The sequence below is a fragment of the Thermomonospora sp. CIF 1 genome (genome assembly GCF_001896795.1).
Classification (GTDB): domain Bacteria; phylum Actinomycetota; class Actinomycetes; order Streptosporangiales; family Streptosporangiaceae; genus Thermomonospora; species Thermomonospora curvata.
Genome location: NZ_MOYN02000022.1, coordinates 386233 through 409707 on the forward strand (window position 1 = coordinate 386233; position 23475 = coordinate 409707).

Consider the following 23475-nt stretch of genomic DNA (forward strand, 5'->3'; position numbering starts at 1 on the left):
GGGTCCTCAGTCCCCGTTCTCCCACTCGGGCGCGAGATCCCGCGCGATCTTGATGTCGTCGTTGCTGGTCCCGGCGGCGACCATGGGCCAGACCATGGCGTCCTGGTGGACGACGAAGTCGATGACCACCGGGGTGTCGTTGATCTCCATGGCCTTGCGGATGGTCTCCTCGACGTCCTCGGCCCGGTCGCAGCGCATCCCGACGCAGCCGTAGGCCTCGGCCAGCTTGACGAAGTCGGGGATCCGCTTGGAGTGCAGGTTGGTGTTGGAGTAGCGCTCGTTGTAAAAGAGCGTCTGCCACTGGCGGACCATGCCGAGGTTGCCGTTGTTGATGATGGCGACCTTGATCGGGATGCCCTCGACGGCGCAGGTGGCCAGCTCCTGGTTGGTCATCTGGAAGCAGCCGTCGCCGTCGATGGCCCAGACCGTGGCGTCCGGCTTGGCGACCTTGGCGCCCATGGCGGCCGGGATGGCATAGCCCATGGTGCCGGCGCCGCCGGAGTTGAGGAACGCCCCGGGCCGCTCGTACTTGATGAACTGGGCCGCCCACATCTGGTGCTGGCCGACGCCGGCCACGTAGTAGGCGTCCGGGCCGGCGATCTTGCCGATCTGCTCGATGACGTACTGGGGGGCCAGCGAGCCGTCCTCGGGGTGGTCATAGCCCAGCGGGTAGGTCTCCTGCCAGGCCCGCAGCTGCTTCCACCAGGCGGCGTAGTCGCCGCGCCGGCCGGCCTCGTGCTCGGCCTGCACCGCCACGATCAGGTCGGCGATGACCTCGCGGGCGTCGCCGACGATGGGCACGTCGGCGTGCCGGTTCTTGGAGATCTCGGCCGGGTCGATGTCGGCGTGCACCACCTTGGCCTCGGGGGCGAAGCTGTCCAGCTTGCCGGTGACCCGGTCGTCGAAGCGGGCGCCGAGGGCCACCAGCAGGTCCGCCCGCTGCAGGGCGCCGACCGCGGCGACGGTGCCGTGCATGCCGGGCATGCCCACGTGCAGCGGGTGGCTGTCGGGCAGCGCGCCCTTGGCCATCAGCGTGGTGACGACGGGGGCGCCGGTCAGCTCGGCCAGCACCTTCAGCTCGGCCGCCGCCCCGGCCTTGAGCACGCCGCCGCCCACGTACAGCACCGGGCGCTTGGCCTCCATCAGCAGCCGGGCGGCCTCGCGGACCTGCTTGGCGTGCGGGCGGGTCACCGGGCGGTAGCCGGGCAGGTGCGGGGACTCGGGCCAGGTGAAGTCGAAGGTGGCCTGCAGGGCGTCCTTGGCGATGTCGACCAGGACCGGGCCGGGACGGCCGGTGGAGGCGATGTGGAAGGCCTCGACGATGGTGCGCGCGATGTCGTGGGGGTCCTTGACCAGGAAGTTGTGCTTGGTGATCGGCATGGTGATGCCGACGATGTCGGCCTCCTGGAAGGCGTCGGTGCCGATGGCGCCGCTGGTGACCTGGCCGGTGATCGCCACGATCGGCACCGAGTCCATGTAGGCGTCGGAGATCGGGGTGACCAGATTGGTGGCGCCCGGCCCGCTGGTGGCCATGCACACCCCGACCTTGCCGGTCACCATCGCATATCCCTGCGCGGCGTGCCCGGCGCCCTGTTCGTGCCGGACCAGGATGTGGCGCACCTTGGTGGAGTCGAAGAGAGGGTCGTAGGCGGGGAGGATCGCCCCCCCGGGAATGCCGAACACGGTGTCGACCCCGACGTTCTCCAGCGCGCGGATGAGCGCCTGAGCCCCCGTCATCTGCTCGGTCGTCATGCCTTTTCCTTGGTGGGAGAGGTGATCCTGGCCAACAAAAAACCCCTCGTGCCGGTCCCGGCGGTCGAGGGGCGCGCGCAGGCGAAACGACTTGGTCAGCCTGCGCGCCGACCAAGTACTACGAGGATCGTGGAGATGCTCTGCACGGGTACACCTTCGCCGACTTCCCCGCCGTTGGTCAAATCCACGACCCGATATCTCATTATCTGAGACACACCTTGGACGGTCTCCGGCGGCGACGGCGCCGCCGGAGCCGCTGCACGGCAGGTCAGCCCGGTGACAGGGCCGATCCGGGCAGCCGGACGCCCGGCTCCCCCGAATCGTCCGGCACGGTGTCCTGGACGGTGGTGAGGTTGGTGCGCAGCAGCGACTCGGCGGGGCCGGGCGCCATCGGGCGGGCCACCAGGAACCCCTGGCCGCGCGGGCAGTTCATCTGGCGCAGCAGCTCCAGCTGCTCGGGCCGCTCGATGCCCTCGGCCACCACGGTCAGCCCCAGGTCGTGGCCGAGCCGCACGATGGCGCGGGTCAGCAGGGTCCGGGTCTCATCGCGGCCCAGCCCGGCCACGAACGACGGGTCGATCTTGATCACGTCCACCGGCAGCCGGCCCAGGTGGGCCAGGGAGGCGTACCCGGTGCCGAAGTCGTCGATGGCCAGCCGCACCCCCAGCTCGCGCAGCGCCGACAGCCGCTCGACGGTCTGCCCGGCGTCCTCGACCAGGACCGCCTCGGTGACCTCCACGGTGAGGGCCTGGGGCGGCAGGCCGGTCTCCTCCAGCACCTGCGCCACCGACTCCACGAAGCGGGGGGCGGCGATCTGCCGGGCGGTGAAGTTGACCGACAGGTCCACCTGCCAGGACTCGGCGCGCCAGCGGGCCACCTGGCGGCAGGCCTGGCGCAGCACCCAGTCGCCCAGCGTGATCATCAGCCCGGACTCCTCGGCGGGGCGGATGAAGTCCTGCGGCGGCACCGACTCGCTGCCGCGCCACCACCGCACCAGCGCCTCCACCCCGGTCACCCGGGAGGTGTCCAGCTCGACCACCGGCTGGAACTCCAGCGCGAACTGCTCTTCGGCCAGCGCCCGCTGCAGGTCGGCCCCCAGCTCCAGCCGCCGCACCACATCGGTGTGCATGTGCGCGGCGTACACCTCCACGCGCCCGCCGCCCAGCTCCTTGGCCCGCGCCATCGCCAGATCGCCGTTGCGGATCAGCTCGGCGCCGCTGCGCCGTTCGCTGTCGCCGGAGGGCGGGTCGTCGGCGAAGGCGATGCCGATGCTGGCGCTCAGCACGACCTCGCGCTCACCGGCCCGATACGGCTCGGCGGTCAGCACCCGCAGCAGCCGTTCGGCCAGCTCCACGATGGAACGCGCCTCGTCGGAGTTCTCCACCAGCACCGCGAACTCATCGCCCCCCCAGCGGGCCACGGTGTCGTCGGCCTGAACGGCGCTGCGCAGCCGGCGGGCGGCCTGGGCCAGCACCTGGTCGCCGGCGGCGTGCCCGGCCGAGTCGTTGACCGCGGTGAAACCGTCCAGGTCCACAAACAGCACCGCCACCGTCTCCGGGCTGGGCTCGCGGCCGACCACCTCGTGCACCCGCTCTTCGAAGTAGGCCCGGTTGGGCAGCCCGGTCAGCCCGTCGTGGAAGGTCAGGTGGGTGACCTGGCGCTGCAGCGCGGCCTGCTCCGACAGGTCCCGGGTGGTGATCAGCACCCGGGAGGAGGTGTAGCGGGAGACGGTGGACTCCGTGGGCAGCCAGGTGCCGTCGGCGGCGCGCACCCGGCAGGAGATCCGCAGCGCGGGCCGGTCGGTGGTCAGGAACTCGCCGTAGACCTCCTCCACGTGCGGCAGGTCCTCGGGGTGGATGAACTCGGTCACCGAGCGGCCGAGCAGGTCGTCGGGAACGTGCTCATAGGTGCGGTGCGCCTTGTCGGAGACGTACTGCACCACCCCGTTCAAGTCGCAGATCAGCACCAGGTCGTTGATGCTCTCGGCGAGCGCCCGGAAGTGCTCCTCGCCGGCGCCGACCGCGCGCCGCAGCCCGTCGTTCTCCCGCTGCAGCCCGGCCAGGCGGGCCAGCATCACCAGCACCGCCGAGCCGGCGATCAGGGACACCACCGGCTCCATCCCCCGCGAGCCGGTCAGCGAGTGACCGGCGACGAAGATCGCGGCGGCCGCGCCGACCGCCGCCGGGGCGATCCCGGGACCGATCATCCGGCCCCGCGGCAGGCCCCCGTCGAACTCGGCGTCCTCGGCGGCCGGCTCATCGCCGCGCGGCGGAGGGGTGATCCAGGGGGCCAGGCCGAGGGCCAGCAGCCCCGCCACGCGCGCCGCGTCCCCGATGTCGCCGACCGGGGCGGCGTCCCCGCGCAGCCGGACGGCCATGGACACCACATCGGCGATCACGAACGCGGTCAGCGCCAGGTAGGCGGTCCACACGCCGGGCCGGTAGGGGCGGGCCGCGCCCAGCACGAACGGCAGCGCCCCCCACAGCAGGACGATGCCCACCAGCGGGTAGAGCAGCTCCAGGACGAACTCGGCGGGGCTCTCCCCCGACAGGTGGTAGAGCGTGCCGAACTCCGCGACCCAGCCGAACACGAACAGCGCCGCCACGCACACGTAGGTGTCGGCGATGTAGCGCACCCAGGTGCCCACGTCCCGCGGCAGCTGGACCGGGACGATGAAACCGGTGGTCAGCGCGGCGATGGCGGCCAGGTAGAACAGGTCGGCCAGCGACAGCGCCCCGCTGCTGGTGTCCAGCAGGCCCGGGGAGACCGCACCGGCCACCGACCCGGCCAGCCAGCAGGCGGCGGCCACGGCGAACCAGCCCCAGCTGTCCCGGCGCAGGTCACGGCGGACCGGCGGCGGGCCCGCGCCGCCGGCCGCGCCGCCCTCGCCCGCCTCCTGCCGCCGCCGGACGGGCAACGGGAACACCGCGGCCAGCAGCGACACCACCGCCGCCATCGCGGCCACAGTCTCCGCCCAGGCGGGCATGCCCACCTCGCCGCCGCCCAGCAGCGAGACCAGGACGAAGAGCACTGCTGCCAGCGCGACGACACCGATCGGCACCACACGAGGCGGAAACCGCCTGGCGCTTTCGCCGCTCATTCGCCGCTCACTTTCCGCCTTACGGGCCGTGGACCCCACAGGGTTCACCGGTTTCGGCCGTCACCGGACATGTCATCGGACATAACGCGGTCACCGTGCCCGTTCGTGCCCTGCCGCGCCGGTCCGGCCGAAGAAAACCGAAAGTCGCCGTCCCCACCGGGCGCCACCCCCTCTCCGGGGCCATCGGGCGCCGACCGGAGCCGGCGACGTGGTCTTCACCATAGGTCTCACTGCGGGATCATCGTGCTGCACAATGTACGTTCCGTAGGTCACGGAGCGATTGAGGCTCAGCGTCCACCCGGCGACAACCCTGCCGTGCCGCGGCCTCGCGGGCCGCCCTGCCCGTGGGAGGCCGCCCGGCAGACACTGTCACTGTCGGTGATTTAGGACCGGCGCTCCGGCTCCGGCACATTTCCCCCACCGGGTAGCGGCGTGCCCGTTCGCGGACGAGCCGGACGGTCCGGCGCGCCGAGGCCCGCGTCATCCCGATGGGCGGCGTGATGAACGCTCCGGGATGTGCCACAGGGGGCGGGAGGCAGCGGTTCGGGGTCGGTGACGTCCAGCGCCGCGCGCCGCCCTTCATCCGGGACGGCAGGTCGGCGTCGAACGTCTTGTGCGCCTGCGGGCCGCCCGGGATGAGCGGCGCCGGCACGCGCCCGTTCCGCTGCTCCAAGTCCTTGACCGGCTGCTCAAAGCCTCGTCATGGCCCAGATCGTAGGGTTCGCCGGGGAACCGGGCGGGCCTTGTATCCGTAAGGCAGGATGACGAAGGAGAGCTTTCATGCCCATCGACATCCGCAAGGCCATCGCGCTGGGCGCGGGAGCGATCGTGCTGGCCGGGTGCTCCTCCGGCTCCGGCGACGGCGCGCCGCCCCCGCCTCCGCCGCCCGCCGCCACCGGGCGGCCCTCCCCGGCCGTCACCGCGACGGTCTCCCCCACGCGGCCGCGGGAGCTGGTGCGCGGGCTGCGCGTGCCCTGGGCGATCGCCTTCCTGCCCGGCGGGGACGCGCTGGTCACCGAACGCGACAGCGCCCGGCTGCTGCGGGTGAGCCCGCAGGGCGCGCTCAGCGAGGTCGGGAAGGTCCCGGGGGTGCGGCCCGGCGGCGAGGGCGGCCTGCTGGGAGTGGCGGTGTCCCCCTCCTATGAGCGGGACCGGCAGATCTACCTGTACTTCACCGCGGACGAGGACAACCGGGTCGTGCGGTTCCGCTATGACGGCGATGGGCTGTCGAAGCCGCAGCCGATCGTCACCGGAATCCCCAAGGGCGGCATCCACAACGGGGGCCGGATCTCATTCGGCCCCGACGGGATGCTGTACATCGCCACCGGTGAGGCGGGGCGGACCGACCTGGCGCAGGACCGCGGGTCGCTGGGCGGCAAGATCCTGCGGGTCACCCCGGAGGGGAAGGCGGCCCCCGGCAACCCGTTCGCCTCCCGCATCTGGTCCTACGGGCACCGCAACGTGCAGGGGCTGGCCTGGAAGGGCGAGCGGCTGTTCGCCACCGAGTTCGGGCAGAACCGCTTCGATGAGATCAATCTGATCGAGCGGGGCCGCAACTACGGATGGCCCGAGGTCGAAGGCGGCCGGGACGGCGATGACCGCTATGCCGACCCGCTGGTGACGTGGACGACCGACGAGGCCTCCCCGTCCGGCCTGGCGTACGCGAGCGGGTCGCTGTGGGCCGCCGCGCTGCGCGGGCAGCGGCTGTGGCAGATCCCGGTGGACGACACCGGAACGGTGGGCCGTCCCATCGCGCACTACGAGGGCCGCTACGGGCGGCTGCGCGCGGTGGTGCGGGCCCCGGACGGTTCGCTGTGGGTGACCACCAGCAACCACGACGGCCGCCGCGCGGGCGGACCCATGGAGGGTGACGACCGGATCTTGGTCATTCCGCTGCGGCGGTGAGCCCTGCCGCATGCGCGGACGGGACAACCGGTCGGTTCAGGCCGCGGTTCCCAGGAGCCGTGGCCTGAACCGACCGGTCCCGATGGACGCTTCACACGCGAGCAGCTCAACAAGCTCCATCACGAGACGAACGGCGTCATCTTCCGCAAGGAGCCGCTCCTCGGCGGGCGCACACCCCTCCCCGGACTCGTCCGGCGGCCATGAGGATCGCCGGGCGGGCGCGGGGACCGGGCGGCCCGGCGGCGCCGGCCGAAGACGGGCGCCGCCGGGCCGAACCGTGCGCTCAGGAGGCGCCGAGCTTCTGCAGGATCAGCTCGCGGGCGCGGGCGGCGTCGGCCTGGCCGCGGGTGGCCTTCATGACCGCGCCGACCAGGGCGCCGGCCGCGGCGACCTTGCCGGCGCGGACCTTGTCGGCGGCGTCGGCGTTCTCGGCGATGACCTGATCGACGATGGCGGCCAGCTCGCCCTCGTCGCTGACGACCTTCAGGCCGCGGGCGGCCACCACCTCATCGGGGTCGCCCTCGCCGGCCAGCACGCCCTCGAAGACCTGGCGGGCCAGCTTGTCGTTGAGGGAGCCCTCGTCGATCAGCGCCTGGACGCGGGCCACCTGCGCCGGGGTGATGGGCAGCTCGTCCAGCTCCACGCCCTGCTCGGTGGCGCGGCGCGACAGCTCGTTCATCCACCACTTGCGGGCCGGGCCGGGGGCGCAGCCGGCCTTGACGGTCTGCTCGATCAGATCCAGCGCACCGGCGTTGACCACGTCCCGCAGCTCCAGGTCGGTCAGGCCCCACTCGGCCTGCACCCGGCGGCGGCGGGCGGCCGGCAGCTCCGGCAGCGAGGCCCGCAGCTGCTCCACCCACTCCCGGGACGGCGCCAGCGGCACCAGGTCCGGCTCGGGGAAGTAGCGGTAGTCCTGGGCCTCCTCCTTGCTGCGGCCGGGGGTGGTGGTGCCGGTGTCCTCGTGGAAGTGCCGGGTCTCCTGGACGACCTTGCCGCCGGATTCCAGCACCGCGGCCTGCCGTTCGATCTCGTGCCGGACGGCCCGCTCCACCGAGCGCAGCGAGTTGACGTTCTTGGTCTCGGTGCGGGTGCCCCACTCGGTCGCGCCGCGCGGCGCCAGCGACACGTTGATGTCGCAGCGCATGGAGCCCTCCTCCATGCGCACGTCCGAGACCCCCAGGGCGCGCACCAGCTCGCGCAGCTCGGTGGCGTAGGCGCGGGCCACCAGCGGCGCCTTGTCACCGGTGCCGGTGATCGGCTTGGTGACGATCTCCACCAGCGGGATGCCGGCCCGGTTGTAGTCCACCAGCGAGTAGTCGGCCCCGTGGATGCGCCCGGTGGCGCCGCCCACGTGGAGGGACTTGCCGGTGTCCTCCTCCATGTGGACCCGTTCGATGCCGATGCGGAAGGTCTCCCCGTCGACCTCCACGTCCAGATACCCGTCGACGCACAACGGCTCGTCGTACTGGGAGATCTGGTAGTTCTTCGGCATGTCGGGGTAGAAGTAGTTCTTGCGGGCGAAACGGCACCACTCGGCGATGGTGCAGTTCAGCGCCAGCCCGATCTTGATGATCCCCTCGATGGCCGCCTTGTTGGTCACCGGCAGCGAGCCCGGCAGCCCCAGGCACACCGGGCAGACCTGGGTGTTGGGCGGCGCGCCGAAGGTGGTGGGGCAGCCGCAGAACATCTTCGTGGCGGTCCCCAGCTCGATGTGGGTCTCCACGCCCAGCACCGGCTCGTACTTGGCCAGCGCCTCCTCGTACGGCACCAGTGTCGGAGCAGTCATAGGTATCCCAATCCCTCTCGTCACAGGGCCGGTGCCTTGGACAGCAGGGGCCCGCCCCAGCGGTCGGTCAACGCCCGTTCCACGGCGGCGCCGACCCGGTAGACCCGGTCGTCGGCCAGGACCGGGGCCATGACCTGCAGGCCGACCGGCAGGTCGTCCTCGTCGGCCAGGCCGCAGGGCACCGAGATGGCCGGGGTGCCGGCCAGGTTGGACGGGATGGTGGCCAGGTCGGCCAGGTACATCGCCATGGGGTCGTCCACCCGGTCGCCGAGGGGGAAGGCGGTGGTCGGCGTGGTGGGCGAGACCAGCACGTCCACCTGCTCGAACGCGGCCTCGAAGTCGCGGATGATCAGGGTGCGGACCTGCTGGGCCTTGCCGTAGTAGGCGTCGTAGTAGCCCGACGACAGGGCGTAGGTGCCCAGCATGATGCGGCGCTTGACCTCCGGGCCGAAGCCCTGGGCGCGGGTGAGGGCCATGACCTCCTCGGCGCTGCGGGTGCCGTCGTCGCCGACCCGCAGGCCGTAGCGCATCGCGTCGAAGCGGGCCAGGTTGGAGGAGCACTCCGACGGCGCGATCAGGTAGTAGGCCGGCAGCGCGTAGGTGAAGTGCGGGCAGGAGACCTCGGCGACCTTGGCGCCCAGCGACTCCAGCAGCTCCACCGCCTCGTTGAAGCGGGCCAGCACGCCCGGCTGGTAGCCCTCGCCGCCCAGCTCCTTGACCACGCCGATGCGCAGCCCGGCCACATCCGCGCGGCGGGCGGCCTCGACCACCGGCGGCACCGGGCGGTCGATGGAGGTGGAGTCCATCGGGTCGTGACCGGAGAACGCCTCGTGCAGCAGCGCGGCGTCCAGCACGGTGCGGCCGAAGGGGCCGGGGGTGTCCAGCGAGGAGGCGAACGCGATCAGCCCGTAGCGGGAGGAGCCGCCGTAGGTGGGCTTGGTGCCGACGATGCCGGTGACCGCGGCGGGCTGGCGGATGGAGCCGCCGGTGTCGGTGCCGGTGGCCAGCGGCGCCTGGTAGGAGGCGACCGCGGCCGAGGAGCCGCCGGAGGAGCCGCCGGGCACGCGCTCCAGGTCCCACGGGTTGCGGGTGGGCCCATAGGCGCTGTTCTCGGTGGAGGAGCCCATGGCGAACTCGTCCAGGTTGGTCTTGCCGAGGATCACCAGCCCGGCGGCGCGCAGCCGGGCGGTGACGGTGGCGTCGTACGGCGGCCGCCAGCCCTCCAGGATCTTCGAGCCCGCGGTGGTGGGCATGTCCACGGTGGTGAAGACGTCCTTGTGGGCGATCGGCACCCCGGCCAGCGGGCCGAGCTCCTCGCCGGCGGCGCGCCGGGAGTCCACCGCCCGCGCCTGCGCCAGCGCGACCTCGGCGTCGACGTGCAGGAAGGCGCCGATGCGGCCGTCCACCTCGGCGATGCGGTCCAGGTGCGCCTGGGTGACCTCCACCGCCGAGACCTGGCCGGCGGCCATCAGCTCCGCCAGCTCGGCGGCGCTCTTGCGGGTCAGCTCACCGCTCACGCTTCCTCCCCCAGGATCCGCGGCACGCGGAAGCGCTGCTCTTCGGCGGCCGGCGCCCCCGACAGGGCCTGCTCGGGGGTCAGCGACGGACGGACCTCATCGGGCCGGAAGACATTGGTGATCGGCAGCGCGTGCGAGGTCGGCGGGATGTCCTCCGCGGCGACCTGCTGCACCCGCGCGACCGCGGAGATGATCACATCGAGCTGGGCGGCGAGGTGATCGAGCTCATCCTCGTCCAGCGCCAGCCTGGACAGCCGGGCGAGGTGAGCGACCTCGTCACGGGTGATGGCGGACATGTGGAAAGCCGTTTCTGCGATCGGTTGGGTTCGTCGCCATCCTATGGGGCCCCGCAGGCCGCCTCAGAACGCTTTACCCGGGATCACGGCCACGCGCCGCCCCGGCCCGTTTGGGACACGCCCAGCGGGAAGGGGTCTGCGGTGCCCCCCGCGGGGAGATTCCGGAGAGGAGTGGGCCTTGACCATCGGAGGCGGTCTCGCCCTGATCATCATCGGCGCCATCTTGACCTACGCGGTCGATTACCGGATCAGTGGCGTCGACATCACGGTCGTCGGCGTGATCCTCATGATCGGCGGGCTGGCCTGGCTGGTGCTGGGCCTGATCCGCTTCGCCATCGCCCGCAAGGGCGGCGCGGCCCCGCCGCCCGAGGCGCCGGCGCGCGAAGAACGCCGCTACCGGGACCCGTACTGAGCCGTCCGCCCGCGGGCGGACGGCCGGTCAGGCGGCCGGCTCGGGGGCGCGCTGCAGATGGCGGCGCAGCCAGTCGGTGGTGGCGGCGCCGTCCATGGGACGGCCGTAGAACCAGCCCTGGGCGGCGTCGCAGCCCAGCTCGCGCAGCAGGTGGGCGGTGGCGGCGTCCTCCACTCCCTCGGCCACCGAGCGCAGGCCGAGGGTGCGGGCCAGTTCGACGATGGAGCGGACGATGACCGCATCGTCGGCGGCCTCGCCGGCGGTGTGGGCCAGCCGGGACACGAACGAGGCGTCGATCTTGATCTCCTCCACCGGCAGCCGCTTGAGGTGCACCAGGGACGAATAACCGGTGCCGAAGTCGTCCAGGCTGAGCGGCACGCCCAACTCGGCCAGCGCGGTGAGGGTCTCGGCGGCGTAGGCGGGCTCGTTGGCGAGCACCCGCTCGGTGATCTCCAGCTGGAGGGCCTCGGGCGGCAGGCCGTGGCGGGCCAGCTCCTCGCGGACGGATTCGGCCAGCCCCACATCCAGCAGGTCGCGGCCGGAGACGTTCACCGCGACCTGGATCTCCAGCCCTTCCCGCCGCCAGGCGGCGGCCTGGGCCAGGGCGGTCTTCAGCACGTGCCGGCTGATCGAGCACATCAGGTAGGTCTGCTCGGCCATGGGCAGGAAACGGCCGGGCTCCAGCAGGCCCAGTTCGGGGTGGCGCCAGCGCAGCAGCGCCTCCAGGCCCACCGGGCGGCCGGTGCCGAGGCAGACCTTGGGCTGGAAGTGCAGCTCCAGCTCCCCGCGGTCGATGGCGCGGCGCAGGTCGCCGAGCATGCCCAGCCGGTCCGGGGAGCTGCGGTCCTTGGCGGGCGAGTAGACCTCCACCCCGGTGCGGCTCTCCTTGGCCACGTACATCGCCACGTCCGCGCGCTGCAGCAGCGACTCGAAATCGGCGGCGTGGTCGGGGCAGAGGGCGATGCCGACGCTGGCCTCCAGATCGAAGGTCAGCCCCTCCAGCCGCACCGGCTCGCCGAGGGCGGCCCGCAGCCGGGCGGCCACCTCGCGGGCGGCCCGCTCGTCGCGGACGGTGGGCAGCAGCACCGCGAACTCATCGCCCCCCAGGCGGGCCACCAGGTCACCGGGGCGCACGCTGTGGGTGAGGCGGTGCGCGACGATCTGCAGCAGCCGGTCCCCGGCGGCGTGCCCGAGGGTGTCGTTGACCTCCTTGAAGCGGTCCAGGTCCAGCAGGAACAGCCCCAGCCGGCGGTCGGCGCCCGCCGCGGCCAGGGCCTGCCGGGTGCGCAGCGTCAGTAGTTTGCGGTTGGGCAGGCCGGTCAGCCCGTCGTGCCGGGTCTGGTGCTCGCGGCGCATCGACACCGCGGCGTTGAGGTAGACCGCCATCAGCGGCAGCGCGATGAGCAGGACGAACGCCGGGGAGCGGTCCATGGTGACCACCACCGGCGGGGCCAGCGCCAGCAGCGCCGGCTGCACCAGCAGCTGATGCCCCAGGTCCCGGCGCAGCATCTGCAGCGGCGGGACCCGCTCGTGCAGGGCCACCGCCGTGCACACGAGCAGGTTGTTGCAGACGATGTAGACCAGGCCGGCCACCGCCATGGGCAGCAGGTCGGAGCCGGCGGGCACCCACAACCGGTCCGGCAGGGGCGAGGCCGCGATGCCGAAGGAGTGCAGCACCAGCGCCGGGGCCGTCAGGCTCAGGGTGGACTGGGCGACGTTGAAGGCGGTGCGGTGCACCGCGTGCCGCCGCAGGATCCCGCTGATGAGCACCGCCGCCGCCTGCAGCAGCACCGCCACCGGCAGCCCGGCGTACAGCAGGGCGGCGAAAGAGAAGGTGGTGGAGGCGGTGGCGCCGCCGGTGTGCTCCCCGGAGCCGGTGGCGACGATGGGCCGCAGCTCGCCGAAGACGATGAAGCAGCCCAGGATCCAGAACACCGGGTTGCCGGTGAGCGCGTCCAGGTCGGCGCGGGTCGTGCCGTGCAGGGCCGCGGCGAAGGCGACGGCCCCGGCGCCGATGACGGCGACGAAGTAGATCCATAGCGGGGATCCGCGCCGCGGCGCTGTGTTCCGCGTGCTGTTCGGGTCCTTCATCACGGCCTCAGGAGTGCGGACGGGTGGAGATGATGAGGAGGGTACGACCTTTGCTCAACTTCGCGAAGCCGATTGCGTACGTTGCGTTATGAGCCGGGCCGGTCGTTCCCTCCCCCGCCATCACCGTTGGGTAGTTACACCATACCTTTGGGTAACAAGCCGCTGCCCGCGCGGCCGTGAATCCTGGTTCGTTACGGGACCTCGGTCACGGCCATGGCCTTGGCCGCCTCCGGCCCCTGCTCCAGCAGCACCCGGAAGCCGTCCTCATCCAGCACCGGCACGCCCAGTTTGACGGCCTTGTCGTACTTGGAGCCGGGGTTGTCGCCGACGACGACGAAGTTCGTCTTCTTGGAGACCGAGCCGGTGACCCGGCCGCCGCGCGACAGCACCGCCTCGGTGGCCGAGTCCCGGCTGTAGTGCTCCAGCGTGCCGGTGATCACCACGGCCACCCCGCTCAGCGGGCGCGGCCCGTCGGCCCCCTCGTCGGCCATCCGCACCCCGGCGGCCCGCCACTTTTCGATGATCTCCCGGTGCCAGTCCTCGGCGAACCAGCGTTTGATGGAGGCGGCGATGGCCGGGCCGACGCCGTCGACGGCGGCCAGCTCCTCCTCGGAGGCCTTCATGATCGCGTCGATGGAGCCGAACTCGCGGGCCAGGGCGCGCGCCGCGGTCGGGCCCACATGGCGGATCGACAAGGCCACCAGCACCCGCCACAGCGGCCGCGTCTTGGCCTTCTCCAGCTCGGCGAAGAGCACCTCGACGGTCTTTTTGGGCCTGCCGTCCTTGGTGGCGAAGAAGCTCACCACCTTCTGCTCACCGGTCTTGGGGTCGATCTTGGGCAGGCCGGTGCGCGGGTCGCGCACCACGGTGCGGATCGGCAGCAGCTGCTCGACCTTCAGGTGGAACAGGTCGCCTTCGTTGCGCACCGGCGGGTCGGACGGCTCCAGCGGCTGGGTGAGGGCGGTGGCGGCCACATAGCCCAGCGCCTCGATGTCCAGCGCGTTGCGGCTGGCGGCGAAGAACAGGCGCTCGCGCAGCTGCCCCGGGCAGTAGCGGGCGTTGGGGCAACGGATGTCGGCGTCGCCCTCCTTCTCGTAAGCCAGCCGAGTGCCGCACTCGGGGCAGGTCTCGGGCATGTGGAAGGGGCGTTCGGAGCCGTCGCGCAGCTCGGTCACCGGCTTGACGATCTCGGGGATCACATCGCCGGCCTTGCGCAGCACCACCGTGTCGCCGATCAGCACGCCCTTGCGGGCGACCTCGCCGGCGTTGTGCAGCGTGGCGTAGGCCACCGTGGACCCGGCCACCTTGACCGGCTCCATCACCCCATACGGGGTGATCCGGCCGGTGCGTCCCACCCCGACCTTGATGTCCAGCAGCTTGGTGTTGACCTCTTCGGGCGGGTACTTGAAGGCGATCGCCCAGCGCGGCGCCCGCGAGGTGGACCCCATCCGGCGCTGCAGCGCCAGCTGATCGACCTTGACCACCACCCCGTCGATCTCATAGGGGGGATCGTGCCGGTGCTCGCCGTAGTGGGCGACGTACTCACGGACCCCCTCCAGGTCCGGCACGACCTTGTACAGGTCGCTGACCGGCAGGCCCCACGAGCGCATCAGCTCATAGGCCTCCGACTGGCTGCGCGGCAGCTCGCGGCCCTCCCAGGCGCCGAAGCCGTGCACCAGCATGCTCAGCGGGCGCCGCGCGGTGATGCGCGGGTCCTTTTGCCGCAGCGAGCCGGCGGCGGCGTTGCGGGGGTTGGCGAACGGCTCCCGGCCGGCGTCCACCATCGCGGCGTTGATCTGCTCGAACGAGGCGACCGTCAAGAAGACCTCGCCGCGCACCTCCAGCAGGCTCGGCCAGCCCTCGCCCGACAGCCGGTCGGGGACGACGTCGATGGTGCGGATGTTGTTGGTGACGTCCTCGCCGGTGCGCCCGTCGCCGCGGGTGGCCCCGCGCACCAGGCGGCCGTCGCGGTACACCAGCGCCACCGCCAGCCCGTCGATCTTGAGCTCGCACAGGTAGGAGGCCTGCTCGCCGACCTCCTTGAGCACCCGCTCCCCCCAGGCCGCCAGCTCCTCGCCGGTCATGGCGTTGTCGAGGCTGAGCATGCGCTCCAGGTGCTGGACGGTGGCGAAGTCGGTGACGATGGGCGCCCCGACCCGCTGGGTGGGCGAGTCGGGGGTGACCAGTTCCGGATGCCGCTCCTCCAGCTCGCGCAGCTCGCGCATCAGCCGGTCGTACTCGGCGTCGCTCAGCGTCGGCCGGTCGAGCACGTAGTAGCGGTAGTTGGCCTCGTCGATCTCCCGGCTCAGCTCCGCGTGGCGCCGTGCCGCCTCGGTGGGGGTGCCCTCGCTCAAGCTCATGGACTCATTGTGGTGCGCGCCGCCGACATTCCCCGCCCGTCACGGCCGCGGTGTGCCGCACCCGCGAAGTCCCCTCTCCGCTGTGTGCAGGCATAGTGCTTGAAAGGCCGGTGATTTCACCGATGCCGCCCTGGATGCGGGCCGGTGATCCTCCAAAAAGGTTCCCGTTCCCCGTCCCCCCACGGAGGATCTCATGCGCCGGCTGATCGGCATCCTCGTGGCCCTGGTCACCGCCTGCGCGACGCTCGCGGTCGCGCCGGCCGCCCACGCCGCCCCCACCAGGCCCGTGATCTTCGTGCACGGCTACACCGGCAGCGCGTCCAACTGGATCACCGCCATGTCGGTGTTCCGCTCGATGGGGTACCGCAGCGACCAGCTGTTCGCCTACGAGTACAACTCCTACGGCAACAACGTGCAGAACGCCCAGGGCCTGGCCTCCTTCGTCAACCAGGTCAAGGCCCGCACCGGCGCCTCCCAGGTCGACATCGTCAACCACTCCATGGGCGGCCTGGTCAGCCTGTACTACCTGAAGGTCCTGGGTGGGCACCCCAACGTCGGGCGGCTGGCCTCCATCGCCGGCGCCAACCACGGCACCACCTACGCGTCCGCCTGCCTGGTCTTCGTGACCTGCCAGCAGATGCTCCCGGGCTCGTCGTTCATCGCCCAGATCACCGCCGGTGACGAGACCCCGGGCAACACCCGTTACGCCACCTGGTACTCCCCCTGCGACGGGATCATCATCCCCTACACCAGCACCCGGCTGAGCGGCGCCACCAACAACCTCGTCCTCTGCCAGACCCACATCGGGTTCCTGGCCGACCTCAGCGTGCTCCGCGACATCGCCCGCTTCACCAGCTCCTGACCCCACCTCCGCCGGTGGCCGAAAAGGCCCGCGCCGCTGCGGCGCGGGCCTTTTCGGCGCGTCACATCTGCGGGGCCTCGTGCAAGGTGCGGGCGACCTCGCGACAGCGTTTCAGGGCGGCGCGGACGTAGCGGGGGGAGGCGCCGGCCAGGCCGCAGGCGGGAGTGATCACGGTCTGCTCGCCGAGGGTGGCGGCGGGAAAGCCCAGCCGCCGCCACAGCTCCCGCGCCGGCGCGGCGGTGTCCTGCAGCGACGGCAGCTGCGTGTCGGTGCCGGGCAGGACGCCCAAGAACAGGGCCACCCCGGCGTCGATGGTCTCCCCGATCGGGTCGTCGTCGCGGTCGGGCACCAGGCTCAGGTCGATGGAGATGCCCTTGGCGCCCGCCTTGCGCAGCAGCCCATAGGGCACCCGGCGGGCGCAGCAGTGCACCAGCGGCCAGGCGTCGGCGGCCTCGATGACGCGGCGCAGCCCGTCGACGGCCACCGCCTCCTCCACCGCCGGCAGCCGGGCGAACCCGGAGGCGGTGGGAACGGTACCGGCCAGCACCGCCGGCAGGCCCGGCTCGTCCAGCTGCAGCAGGACGCGGGCGCCGGGCACCCGGCGGCGGATCTCGGCGACGTGCCCGGCGACCCCCTCGGCCAGGGAGGCGATGAGGTCGCGCACCGCGCCGGCGTCCTTGAGCGTCCGGTGGCCGCTGGGCAGCTCCACGCCGGCCGCCAGCGTCCAGGGGCCGCAGACCTGGATCTTCAGCGGTCCCTCGTAGCCGCCCGCCACCTCTTCCAGGGCGTCCAGGTCGCGCGCCAGGTGGTCGTGGGCGCGGCGCAGGTCGCGTCCGGGCCGGCCGGCCAGGCGCCAGCCGGACGGCTGCAGCTCCACCGGCAACTCCACCAGCAGGCCGGCGGCGCGGCCGATCAGGTCGGCGCCGGGCCCGCGGCCGGGCAGCTCGGGCAGGTGCGGCAGGCCGGGCAGCTCGCCGAGCACCACGCGCAGCGCCTCGGCCGGATCGTCGCCGGGGTAGGAGCCGACGCCGGTCGCGCTGCCCGGCCGCCACGGGAAAGTCGCTGTCTGTGCCACGTCCCCCAACTTTAGGAGGAGATCAGCTCGGCGATCTTGTCCAGCCGCGCCAGCGTGGCGTCCTTAGGCTCGGTGGGGATGCCGAACAGGATCTCATCCACCCCGGCCTCCCGCAGCTCCTCGATCACCTGCGGCTTGGGCGGCACCCCGAACATCAGCACCGGCACGCGGCGGCCGGCGCGCTCGCGCAGCCTCGCGATCTGCTCGGCCGTGTCGCCGGGGATCCGGCCGTAGATCGGCATCCAGCCGTCGCCGTACTCGATCACCCGGTCGAAGACGGTGGGGCCGGAGCCGCCGACCAGGATCGGCGGGTGCGGGTCCTGCACCGGCTTGGGGTAGCAGAAGACCGGGTCGAAGTTCACGAACTCGCCGTGGAAGGCGGCCTCGTCCTTGGTCCACAGCTCCTTGACCGCCAGCACCCGCTCCCGCAGCAGCGCCATGCGGGTGCGCGGGTCGGTGCCGTGGTTGCGCATCTCCTCGCGGTTCCAGCCGGCGCCCACGCCCAGCACCGCCCGGCCGTTCGACACCCGGTCCAGGGAGGCGACCTCCTTGGCGAGGATGATCGGGTCCCGCTGGATCACCAGGGCGATGCCGGTGCCGACCCGCAGCCGCTCGGTGGCCGCCGCGACGGCGGTCAGCGCCACGAACGGGTCGAAGGTGCGGTAGTACCAGCGCGGCATCTCCGCCCCGCCCGGCCACGGCGATTCGCGCTTGACGGGGATGTGGGTGTGCTCGGCGACGAACAGCGAGGTGAACCCGCGCTCCTCCAGGGCCCGGCCGAGCGCGGCGGGGCCGATGCCCTCATCGGTGATGAATGCGGAAACTCCGAACTCCATAGGGCAGAACGTACCCGCAACTCCGGCTCAGGCGGGTACGCGCGAGGTGAGGGCGATGGTGGACGAGCCGATCACCCGGTCGCCGTCGTAGAGCACGGCGGCCTGCCCCCTGGCCACCCCGCGGGCCGGTTCGTGCAGCCTGATGCGCACCCGGTCGCCGTCCGCCTCGGCGGTGCAGTCGTAGACCTCCCCGTGGGCGCGCAGCTGCACCTGGCATTCATGGGGGCCGGCCGGCGGGGGGGCCAGCCACACCGGCCGTTCCCCCACGATCTCGTGCACGTCCAGCGCCTCGCGGGGGCCGACGGTCACGGTGTTGGTGGCCGGGGAGATGTCGAGCACGTAGCGGGGCCTGCCGTCGGGGGCGGGGCGGCCCAGCCGCAGGCCGCGGCGCTGGCCGATGGTGTAGGCGTAGGCGCCCTGGTGCTCGCCGACGACCTGGCCGGTCTCGTCCACGATGGGGCCGGGGGCGGTGCCCAGCCGCTCGGCCAGGAAGGCGCGGGTGTCGCCGTCGGCGATGAAGCAGATGTCGTGGCTGTCGGGCTTGTCGGCGACGGCCAGGCCGCGGCGCTCGGCCTCGCGGCGGATCTCGGCCTTGGTGGTGTCGCCGAGCGGGAAGATGGCGTGCGCCAGCTGCTCGGGGGTGCACACCGCCAGCACGTACGACTGGTCCTTGGCGGTGTCCACGCCGCGGCGCAGCACCCCGTTCTCCCAGCGGGCGTAGTGGCCGGTGCACACCGCGTCGAAGCCCAGCGCCAGCGCCCGGTCCAGCAGCGCGGCGAACTTGATCTTCTCGTTGCAGCGCAGGCAGGGGTTGGGGGTGCGCCCGGCGGCGTACTCGCTGACGAAGTCGGCGACCACGTCGCGGTCGAAGCGCTCGGCCAGGTCCCACACGTAGAAGGGGATGCCGATCACGTCGGCGGCGCGGCGGGCGTCGCGGGCGTCCTCCAGCGTGCAGCAGCCCCGCGCCCCGGTGCGGTAGGACCGCGGGTTGGCCGACAGGGCCATGTGGACGCCGGTGACGTCGTGGCCGGCCTCGGCCACGCGGGCGGCGGCCACCGCTGAGTCGACGCCGCCGGACATGGCGGCCAGTACGCGCAAAGTCATGACCTCTCAAGGCTACGCGCTGCCCGGCGGGCGTCGCGCCGGTCGCTGCGGGCCGTGCGGCGGGCGGCTCCCCGACACGAGGGCGGGTGCCCCGGCCACCGGCCCTGGAGCAATACGATTGAGCGGCTATGGGACTTTTCCGCCGCCAGCGCGACGCCGCGCGTCCGACACCGCTCCCCGCGATCACCGAGTTCTGGCAGTGGTGGGCCCAGGCCCGGCCGAAGATCGAGGCATCGCTCGGCGACGGGCCGTCGGCCGATCTGATCGAGGAGCTGTCGCTGCGGGTGCACCGGATCCACCCGCACCTGCAGTGGGAGATCGGACGGCCCGACGGCGGGGTCCCCACGTTGACGGTGACCGGCGGCGGCGACGGGGAGCTGCGCGGGCTGGCCGAGCGGTGGCTGCGGGCCGCGCCCACCGACACCGGCGGCTGGGCGCTGCACGCCGCCCGGCAGGCCGACCCGGAGATGCTGACCCAGAAGCTGACGCTGGGCGACCATGAGTTCGACCTGGAGTACGTGCGGGTGGGCATGCGGGCCGACCAGGCCCGGGCCCGCGTCCACGTCGCCGTCTACCACCCGGACTTTCTGTTCGTGGCCGAGGAGGCCCGGCGGCAGGTCGCCGGGCACGTGCTGGACTGGGCGCTGGGCGAGGACGATGTGGCCCGCTGGATCGGCGAGGTGACCATCGCCACCGAGCCGCCCATGGACGCGCTGCCGCCCGGCATGCTGCCGGCGGTGGTCGACCAGATCGCCGAGCAGTTCCGCGAGCCGACCTGGCTGTGGGGCGAGGGCCGCACCCCGCGCGGCCACCCGGCCCGGCTGGGCGCCCGCTTCCCCCTGCACCGCCAGGACCACCCGCTGTGCGACCTGCACGTGGCGGTGTCGGTGCCGTACGCCCACAGCAACCCCGACCGGCTCCCGGTGGAGCCGTCCGCCTCGGCGCTGCGCGAGCTGGAGAAGAAGCTGGACGCCCTGGGGCCGGACGCGGTGCTGGCGGTCCAGGAGACCGGCGACGGCCTGCGGGTGTACCACCTGTACGCCGACCCCGACTCCGGGGTGCTGGCCCGGCTGGACCAGCTGGCCGCCTCCTGGCCGGAGGGCAGGGCCAAGGTGGCCTCCGCCCCCGACCCGGGCTGGCGGGCGCTGGCCCCCTACCGGCCGTAGGGGCGCCTACGACAGGCCGGCGCGGCGGGCCCGTTCGACCACCGGGCCGATGGCCTCGGCCAGGGCGGTCACGTCGTCCTCGGTGGAGGTGTGGCCGAGGCTGAAGCGCAGGGAGCCGCGGGCGCGTTCGGGGCTGGCGCCCATCGCCAGCAGCACATGGCTGGGCTGGGCCACCCCGGCCGAGCAGGCCGAGCCGGTGGAGCAGGCGATGCCGCGGGCGTCCAGCAGCATCAGCAGCGCGTCGCCCTCGCAGCCGGGGAACGACAGGTGCGCGTTGCCGGGAAGCCTGTTGACCGGGTCGCCGTTGAGCACGGCGTCGGGGACGGCGTCGAGGACGCAGGCGATCAGCCGGTCGCGCAGGGCCGTCAGGCGGCGGGCGTGCTCCTCCCGCTGGGCGGCGGCGGCCTGGACGGCGGCGGCCAGCCCGGCGATGGCGGGGGTGTCGAGGGTGCCGGAGCGCACGTCGCGTTCCTGCCCGCCGCCGTGCAGCACCGGGACCGGGTCGATGCCCTTGGCCAGCAGCAGCACGCCCACCCCCAGCGGGCCGCCGAGCTTGTGCCCCGACAGGGCCAGGGAGTGCACGCCGCTGCCGGCGAAGGAGACCGGCAGTTGCGCGGCGGCCTGGACGGCGTCGGTGTGGAAGGGGATGTCGTGCTCGCGGGCCAGCGCGGCCAGCTCGGCGACCGGCTGCACGGTGCCGACTTCGTTGTTGGCCCACATGACGGTGATCAGGGCGATGTCGGCGCCGCCGGAAGGGCCGATCATCTCGCGCACCACGTCCGGGTCGACGCGTCCCAGGGAATCCACCGGGATGTGCTCCACCCGGGCGCCCTGGTGGTCGGCCAGCCACTGGGCGGCGTCCAGCACCGCATGGTGTTCCACCGCGCCGACCAGCACCCGGGTGCGGGCCGGGTCGGCGGCGCGGCGGGCCCAGTAGATGCCCTTGACGGCCAGGTTGTCGGCCTCGGTGCCGCCACCGGTGAAGATCACTTCGCTGGGACGGGCGTCGAAGACGTCGGCGATGATCTCGCGGGACTCCTCCACCACCCGGCGGGCGCGGCGGCCGGCCGAGTGCAGGGACGAGGGGTTGCCGAGCCGTCCCAGCTCGGCGGTCATCGCCTCGACGGCCTCCGGCAGCATGGGGGTGGTCGCGGCATGGTCGAGGTAGGTCACCACGCCGTCCACACTATCCGCGCCGGGACGGGCGGCGCCCCGCGACTTTGCTACTGTACCGTCCGGACGGTACAGTAACGTTCGTTATGAAGAGAGAGGCCCTGCTGGACGCCGCCGAGGCCGTGCTGTTCGAGCACGGCACGCAGGCGCTCACGCTGGCCGCCGTCGCCGAGCGCGCCGGGGTCAGCAAAGGCGGGCTCCTCTACCACTTCCCCACCAAGGAAGCGCTGATCAAGGCGATGGTCACCCGGGTCATCGACGAGTTCGACGACCTGGTGGCCGACTACGACGACGGCTCTCCCGGCTCCTACACCCGGGCCTACGTCAAGGCCACCTTCGAGGTGCTGACCGGCCGGCAGGGCGCGCGGACCAGCCGACGATGGTCGGCGATCACCGCCGCGGCCAGCGACCCGGAGCTGATCGCGCCGCTGCGCGAGGCGATGGCCCGCTGGCACCGGATCAACCCCGACCACGAGCCCGACCCGCTCGCCTCCACGGTGGTCCGCCTGGCCGCCGAAGGGCTGTGGGAGGTGCTCAGCCACGCCCCGGACGCCTTCGATGAGCAGCAGCTGGCCGCCCTCCAAGAGCGGCTGCTGAGCATGGTGGCCCCTTGAGCCGCCCCGTCTGACCGCCGAAGGCCACAGGACGCCCCGTCCTGCCCGTTCCGCCCCCGCTGATCCTCTTCCGCCCCGTCACGGGCACGGGCCGGCCCGGCCCGCCGCGCCCGCCTGCCCGGTGCCCGTCGTTCCCCACCGGCCGCCTGAGCCGGTCACTGTGCAAACCGCTGAGAAAGGAGTGAGCCATGTTGCGCTGGGCGCGTTTGGGAACCTTCCTGACCTTCGCCCTCACCGGCCTGCTGTGCGGCGTGTGGGTGGCCCGCATGCCCGCGCTGGCCGACAAGCTTCACGTCGGCCCCGGCGCCATCGGAATGGTGCTGCTGGTGTGGGGCCTGGCCGCGCTGGCGGCCATGCAGGGGCTGCGCGGTGTGATCGCCCGGCTCGGCAGCCGCACGATGCTGCGGGTGTCGCTGCCGCTGTCGGCGGCCACCGCCGTGCTGGTGGCGCTGGCTCCCTCCTATGGGCTGCTGCTGGCGGCCCTCGCCGCCTTCGGCATGGCCTTCGGGGTCACGGACGTGGCGATGAACGCCCAGGCGAGCGTGGTGGAACGGGCCTACCGCAGGCCGCTGATGAGCGGGATGCACGCCGGCTGGTGCGTGGGCGCGATGACCGGCGGGGCGGCCGGCGCGCTGACCGCCCTGGCGGGACTGTCGTTCACCCAGTCCCTGCTGGGCACGGCGGCGCTGGCGCTGCCGGCGGCGCTGGCGCTGGGCCGGACCTACCTGCCCGACTCCCCCGCCGCGCCCGGCGCGCGGAGCGAAAGGCGGCAGCGGCTGCCGATGCCGGTCTACCTGATCGGCGCCCTGGCGTTCATCGCCTTCATGGCCGAGGGCGCGGTGGCCGACTGGAGCGGGCTGCTGCTGCACGGGGAGCTGGGCGCTCCCGAATGGCTGGCGGCGCTCGGCTACCCGCTCTTTGAGACCGCCATGCTGACCGGGCGGCTGGCCGGCGACCGGCTGCGCACCCACCTGGGCACCCGCCGGCTGCTGGTGGCCGCCGGGCTGGGCACCGCCGCCGCGGCCGGCGTGGTGCTCACCGCCCCCACGGTGCCGGTGGCGCTGGCCGGGTTCTTCGTGACCGGGCTGGCGGTCTGCACCATCGTGCCGACGATGATCTCGCTGGCCGGCACCGCCGCCCCCGGGCGTTCGGCCGCCTCGGTCGCCCAGGTCGGCGCGATGGGCTACGGCGGGCTGCTGCTCGGCCCGGTGCTCATCGGTTTCCTGGCCGAGGCGACCTCGCTGCGCGCCGGGCTCGGCGTGGTCGTGGTGGCGGCGCTGCTGGTCGCCGCCGGCGCCCGGCTGCTGCCGATCGCCGCCGGCACCGACCTGGCCTCCCACGAGTACCTCGCCGACCGGGCACCGGAGCACCCGGTGCCGGGCCCGGCCGAGCCCGCCCTCGGCAAGGCCGCCTGACCCGCCGGGTC

The 23475-nt window shown here is 72.9% G+C and carries 17 protein-coding genes; 6 read left to right on the plus strand and 11 right to left on the minus strand.

Annotation, left to right across the window (positions count from 1 at the left end; all coding sequences use genetic code 11):
* Positions 1–6: 6 nt before the first annotated feature.
* Together BUE48_RS17675 and BUE48_RS17680 are read right to left on the minus strand one after the other, a co-directional pair.
* The gene (locus BUE48_RS17675) at positions 7–2073 is read right to left on the minus strand and encodes an acetolactate synthase large subunit (protein ID WP_342610210.1); all 2067 of its coding nucleotides are present in this window, start codon (positions 2071–2073) and stop codon (positions 7–9) included.
* Positions 2021–4852 (minus strand): putative bifunctional diguanylate cyclase/phosphodiesterase, encoded by a 2832-nt coding sequence (locus BUE48_RS17680; protein WP_286990578.1) that lies wholly within the window; start codon positions 4850–4852, stop codon positions 2021–2023. Before BUE48_RS17680 ends, BUE48_RS17675 begins: the two co-directional genes overlap by 53 nt.
* Before the next feature lie 780 nt (positions 4853–5632).
* Here BUE48_RS17680 and BUE48_RS17685 point away from each other — a divergent pair.
* Positions 5633–6757 carry a PQQ-dependent sugar dehydrogenase gene (locus BUE48_RS17685; protein WP_286990579.1) on the plus strand — a complete coding sequence of 375 codons (1125 nt, stop codon included), beginning with the start codon at positions 5633–5635 and terminating at the stop codon, positions 6755–6757.
* 283 nt (positions 6758–7040) lie between these two features.
* On the opposite strand, the gene gatB is transcribed toward BUE48_RS17685, so the two are convergent.
* From gatB to gatC, 3 genes are read right to left on the minus strand one after another with little or no spacing between them, the layout of a single operon-like run.
* A complete protein-coding gene (gene gatB / locus BUE48_RS17690) occupies positions 7041–8543 on the minus strand; it encodes an Asp-tRNA(Asn)/Glu-tRNA(Gln) amidotransferase subunit GatB (protein ID WP_012853877.1) in 1503 nt (500 codons plus the stop codon).
* Positions 8544–8563: 20 nt separating this feature from the next.
* Positions 8564–10012, minus strand: coding sequence for an Asp-tRNA(Asn)/Glu-tRNA(Gln) amidotransferase subunit GatA (gene gatA, locus BUE48_RS17695; RefSeq protein WP_286990624.1), 1449 nt, complete (start codon positions 10010–10012; stop codon positions 8564–8566).
* Between the two features lie 44 nt (positions 10013–10056).
* Positions 10057–10356 carry an Asp-tRNA(Asn)/Glu-tRNA(Gln) amidotransferase subunit GatC gene (gatC, locus tag BUE48_RS17700; protein WP_012853879.1) on the minus strand — a complete coding sequence of 100 codons (300 nt, stop codon included), beginning with the start codon at positions 10354–10356 and terminating at the stop codon, positions 10057–10059.
* Positions 10357–10534: 178 nt separating this feature from the next.
* Between gatC and BUE48_RS17705 the strand changes: the two genes are divergently transcribed.
* A complete protein-coding gene (locus BUE48_RS17705) occupies positions 10535–10768 on the plus strand; it encodes a DUF6458 family protein (protein ID WP_012853880.1) in 234 nt (77 codons plus the stop codon).
* 27 nt (positions 10769–10795) lie between these two features.
* Here BUE48_RS17705 and BUE48_RS17710 read toward each other — a convergent pair whose 3' ends face one another.
* Together BUE48_RS17710 and ligA are read right to left on the minus strand one after the other, a co-directional pair.
* Positions 10796–12859: a putative bifunctional diguanylate cyclase/phosphodiesterase gene (locus BUE48_RS17710; protein WP_012853881.1), complete on the minus strand. Its 2064-nt coding sequence runs from the start codon at positions 12857–12859 to the stop codon at positions 10796–10798.
* A 191-nt stretch (positions 12860–13050) separates the two neighbouring features.
* Positions 13051–15219 (minus strand): NAD-dependent DNA ligase LigA, encoded by a 2169-nt coding sequence (gene ligA / locus BUE48_RS17715; protein ID WP_012853882.1) that lies wholly within the window; start codon positions 15217–15219, stop codon positions 13051–13053.
* Positions 15220–15412: 193 nt separating this feature from the next.
* Between ligA and BUE48_RS17720 the strand changes: the two genes are divergently transcribed.
* Complete coding sequence (locus BUE48_RS17720; protein WP_012853883.1) at positions 15413–16081, plus strand: esterase/lipase family protein; 669 nt, start codon at positions 15413–15415, stop codon at positions 16079–16081.
* A 61-nt stretch (positions 16082–16142) separates the two neighbouring features.
* Here BUE48_RS17720 and BUE48_RS17725 read toward each other — a convergent pair whose 3' ends face one another.
* From BUE48_RS17725 to mnmA, 3 genes are read right to left on the minus strand one after another with little or no spacing between them, the layout of a single operon-like run.
* On the minus strand, positions 16143–17156 hold the full coding sequence (locus tag BUE48_RS17725) for a methionine synthase (RefSeq protein WP_286990580.1): 1014 nt from the start codon (positions 17154–17156) through the stop codon (positions 16143–16145).
* An 11-nt stretch (positions 17157–17167) separates the two neighbouring features.
* Entirely contained in the window at positions 17168–17992 is an 825-nt protein-coding gene (locus tag BUE48_RS17730; protein WP_012853885.1) for an LLM class F420-dependent oxidoreductase, read from the minus strand.
* A 27-nt stretch (positions 17993–18019) separates the two neighbouring features.
* On the minus strand, positions 18020–19096 hold the full coding sequence (gene mnmA / locus BUE48_RS17735) for a tRNA 2-thiouridine(34) synthase MnmA (protein ID WP_012853886.1): 1077 nt from the start codon (positions 19094–19096) through the stop codon (positions 18020–18022).
* Positions 19097–19224: 128 nt separating this feature from the next.
* On the opposite strand from mnmA, the gene BUE48_RS17740 reads away from it, so the two are divergent.
* On the plus strand, positions 19225–20262 hold the full coding sequence (locus BUE48_RS17740; protein ID WP_286990581.1) for a DUF695 domain-containing protein: 1038 nt from the start codon (positions 19225–19227) through the stop codon (positions 20260–20262).
* Positions 20263–20268: 6 nt separating this feature from the next.
* Here the strand turns inward: BUE48_RS17740 and BUE48_RS17745 are convergent, their stop codons facing one another.
* Positions 20269–21435: a cysteine desulfurase family protein gene (locus BUE48_RS17745; RefSeq protein WP_012853888.1), complete on the minus strand. Its 1167-nt coding sequence runs from the start codon at positions 21433–21435 to the stop codon at positions 20269–20271.
* An 86-nt stretch (positions 21436–21521) separates the two neighbouring features.
* Between BUE48_RS17745 and BUE48_RS17750 the strand changes: the two genes are divergently transcribed.
* Together BUE48_RS17750 and BUE48_RS17755 are read left to right on the plus strand one after the other, a co-directional pair.
* Positions 21522–22049: a TetR/AcrR family transcriptional regulator gene (locus BUE48_RS17750; protein ID WP_012853889.1), complete on the plus strand. Its 528-nt coding sequence runs from the start codon at positions 21522–21524 to the stop codon at positions 22047–22049.
* 188 nt (positions 22050–22237) lie between these two features.
* Positions 22238–23464, plus strand: a complete 1227-nt coding sequence (locus BUE48_RS17755; protein ID WP_012853890.1) for an MFS transporter — start codon at positions 22238–22240, stop codon at positions 23462–23464.
* Positions 23465–23475 lie beyond the last annotated feature (11 nt).

What these genes read in the sequence shown, in the direction of transcription:
- BUE48_RS17740 (WP_286990581.1), top strand. Translation starts at nt 19,225, where the DNA reads ATGGGACTTTTCCGCCGCCAGCGCGACGCCGCGCGTCCGACACCGCTC.
- BUE48_RS17730 (WP_012853885.1), bottom strand. Translation starts at nt 17,992, where the DNA reads ATGGAGTTCGGAGTTTCCGCATTCATCACCGATGAGGGCATCGGCCCC.
- mnmA (WP_012853886.1), bottom strand. Translation starts at nt 19,096, where the DNA reads ATGACTTTGCGCGTACTGGCCGCCATGTCCGGCGGCGTCGACTCAGCG.
- BUE48_RS17750 (WP_012853889.1), top strand. Translation starts at nt 21,522, where the DNA reads ATGAAGAGAGAGGCCCTGCTGGACGCCGCCGAGGCCGTGCTGTTCGAG.
- ligA (WP_012853882.1), bottom strand. Translation starts at nt 15,219, where the DNA reads ATGAGCTTGAGCGAGGGCACCCCCACCGAGGCGGCACGGCGCCACGCG.
- gatA (WP_286990624.1), bottom strand. Translation starts at nt 10,012, where the DNA reads ATGGCCGCCGGCCAGGTCTCGGCGGTGGAGGTCACCCAGGCGCACCTG.
- BUE48_RS17680 (WP_286990578.1), bottom strand. Translation starts at nt 4,852, where the DNA reads ATGAGCGGCGAAAGCGCCAGGCGGTTTCCGCCTCGTGTGGTGCCGATC.
- BUE48_RS17710 (WP_012853881.1), bottom strand. Translation starts at nt 12,859, where the DNA reads ATGAAGGACCCGAACAGCACGCGGAACACAGCGCCGCGGCGCGGATCC.
- gatC (WP_012853879.1), bottom strand. Translation starts at nt 10,356, where the DNA reads ATGTCCGCCATCACCCGTGACGAGGTCGCTCACCTCGCCCGGCTGTCC.
- BUE48_RS17685 (WP_286990579.1), top strand. Translation starts at nt 5,633, where the DNA reads ATGCCCATCGACATCCGCAAGGCCATCGCGCTGGGCGCGGGAGCGATC.
- BUE48_RS17755 (WP_012853890.1), top strand. Translation starts at nt 22,238, where the DNA reads ATGTTGCGCTGGGCGCGTTTGGGAACCTTCCTGACCTTCGCCCTCACC.
- BUE48_RS17720 (WP_012853883.1), top strand. Translation starts at nt 15,413, where the DNA reads ATGCGCCGGCTGATCGGCATCCTCGTGGCCCTGGTCACCGCCTGCGCG.
- gatB (WP_012853877.1), bottom strand. Translation starts at nt 8,543, where the DNA reads ATGACTGCTCCGACACTGGTGCCGTACGAGGAGGCGCTGGCCAAGTAC.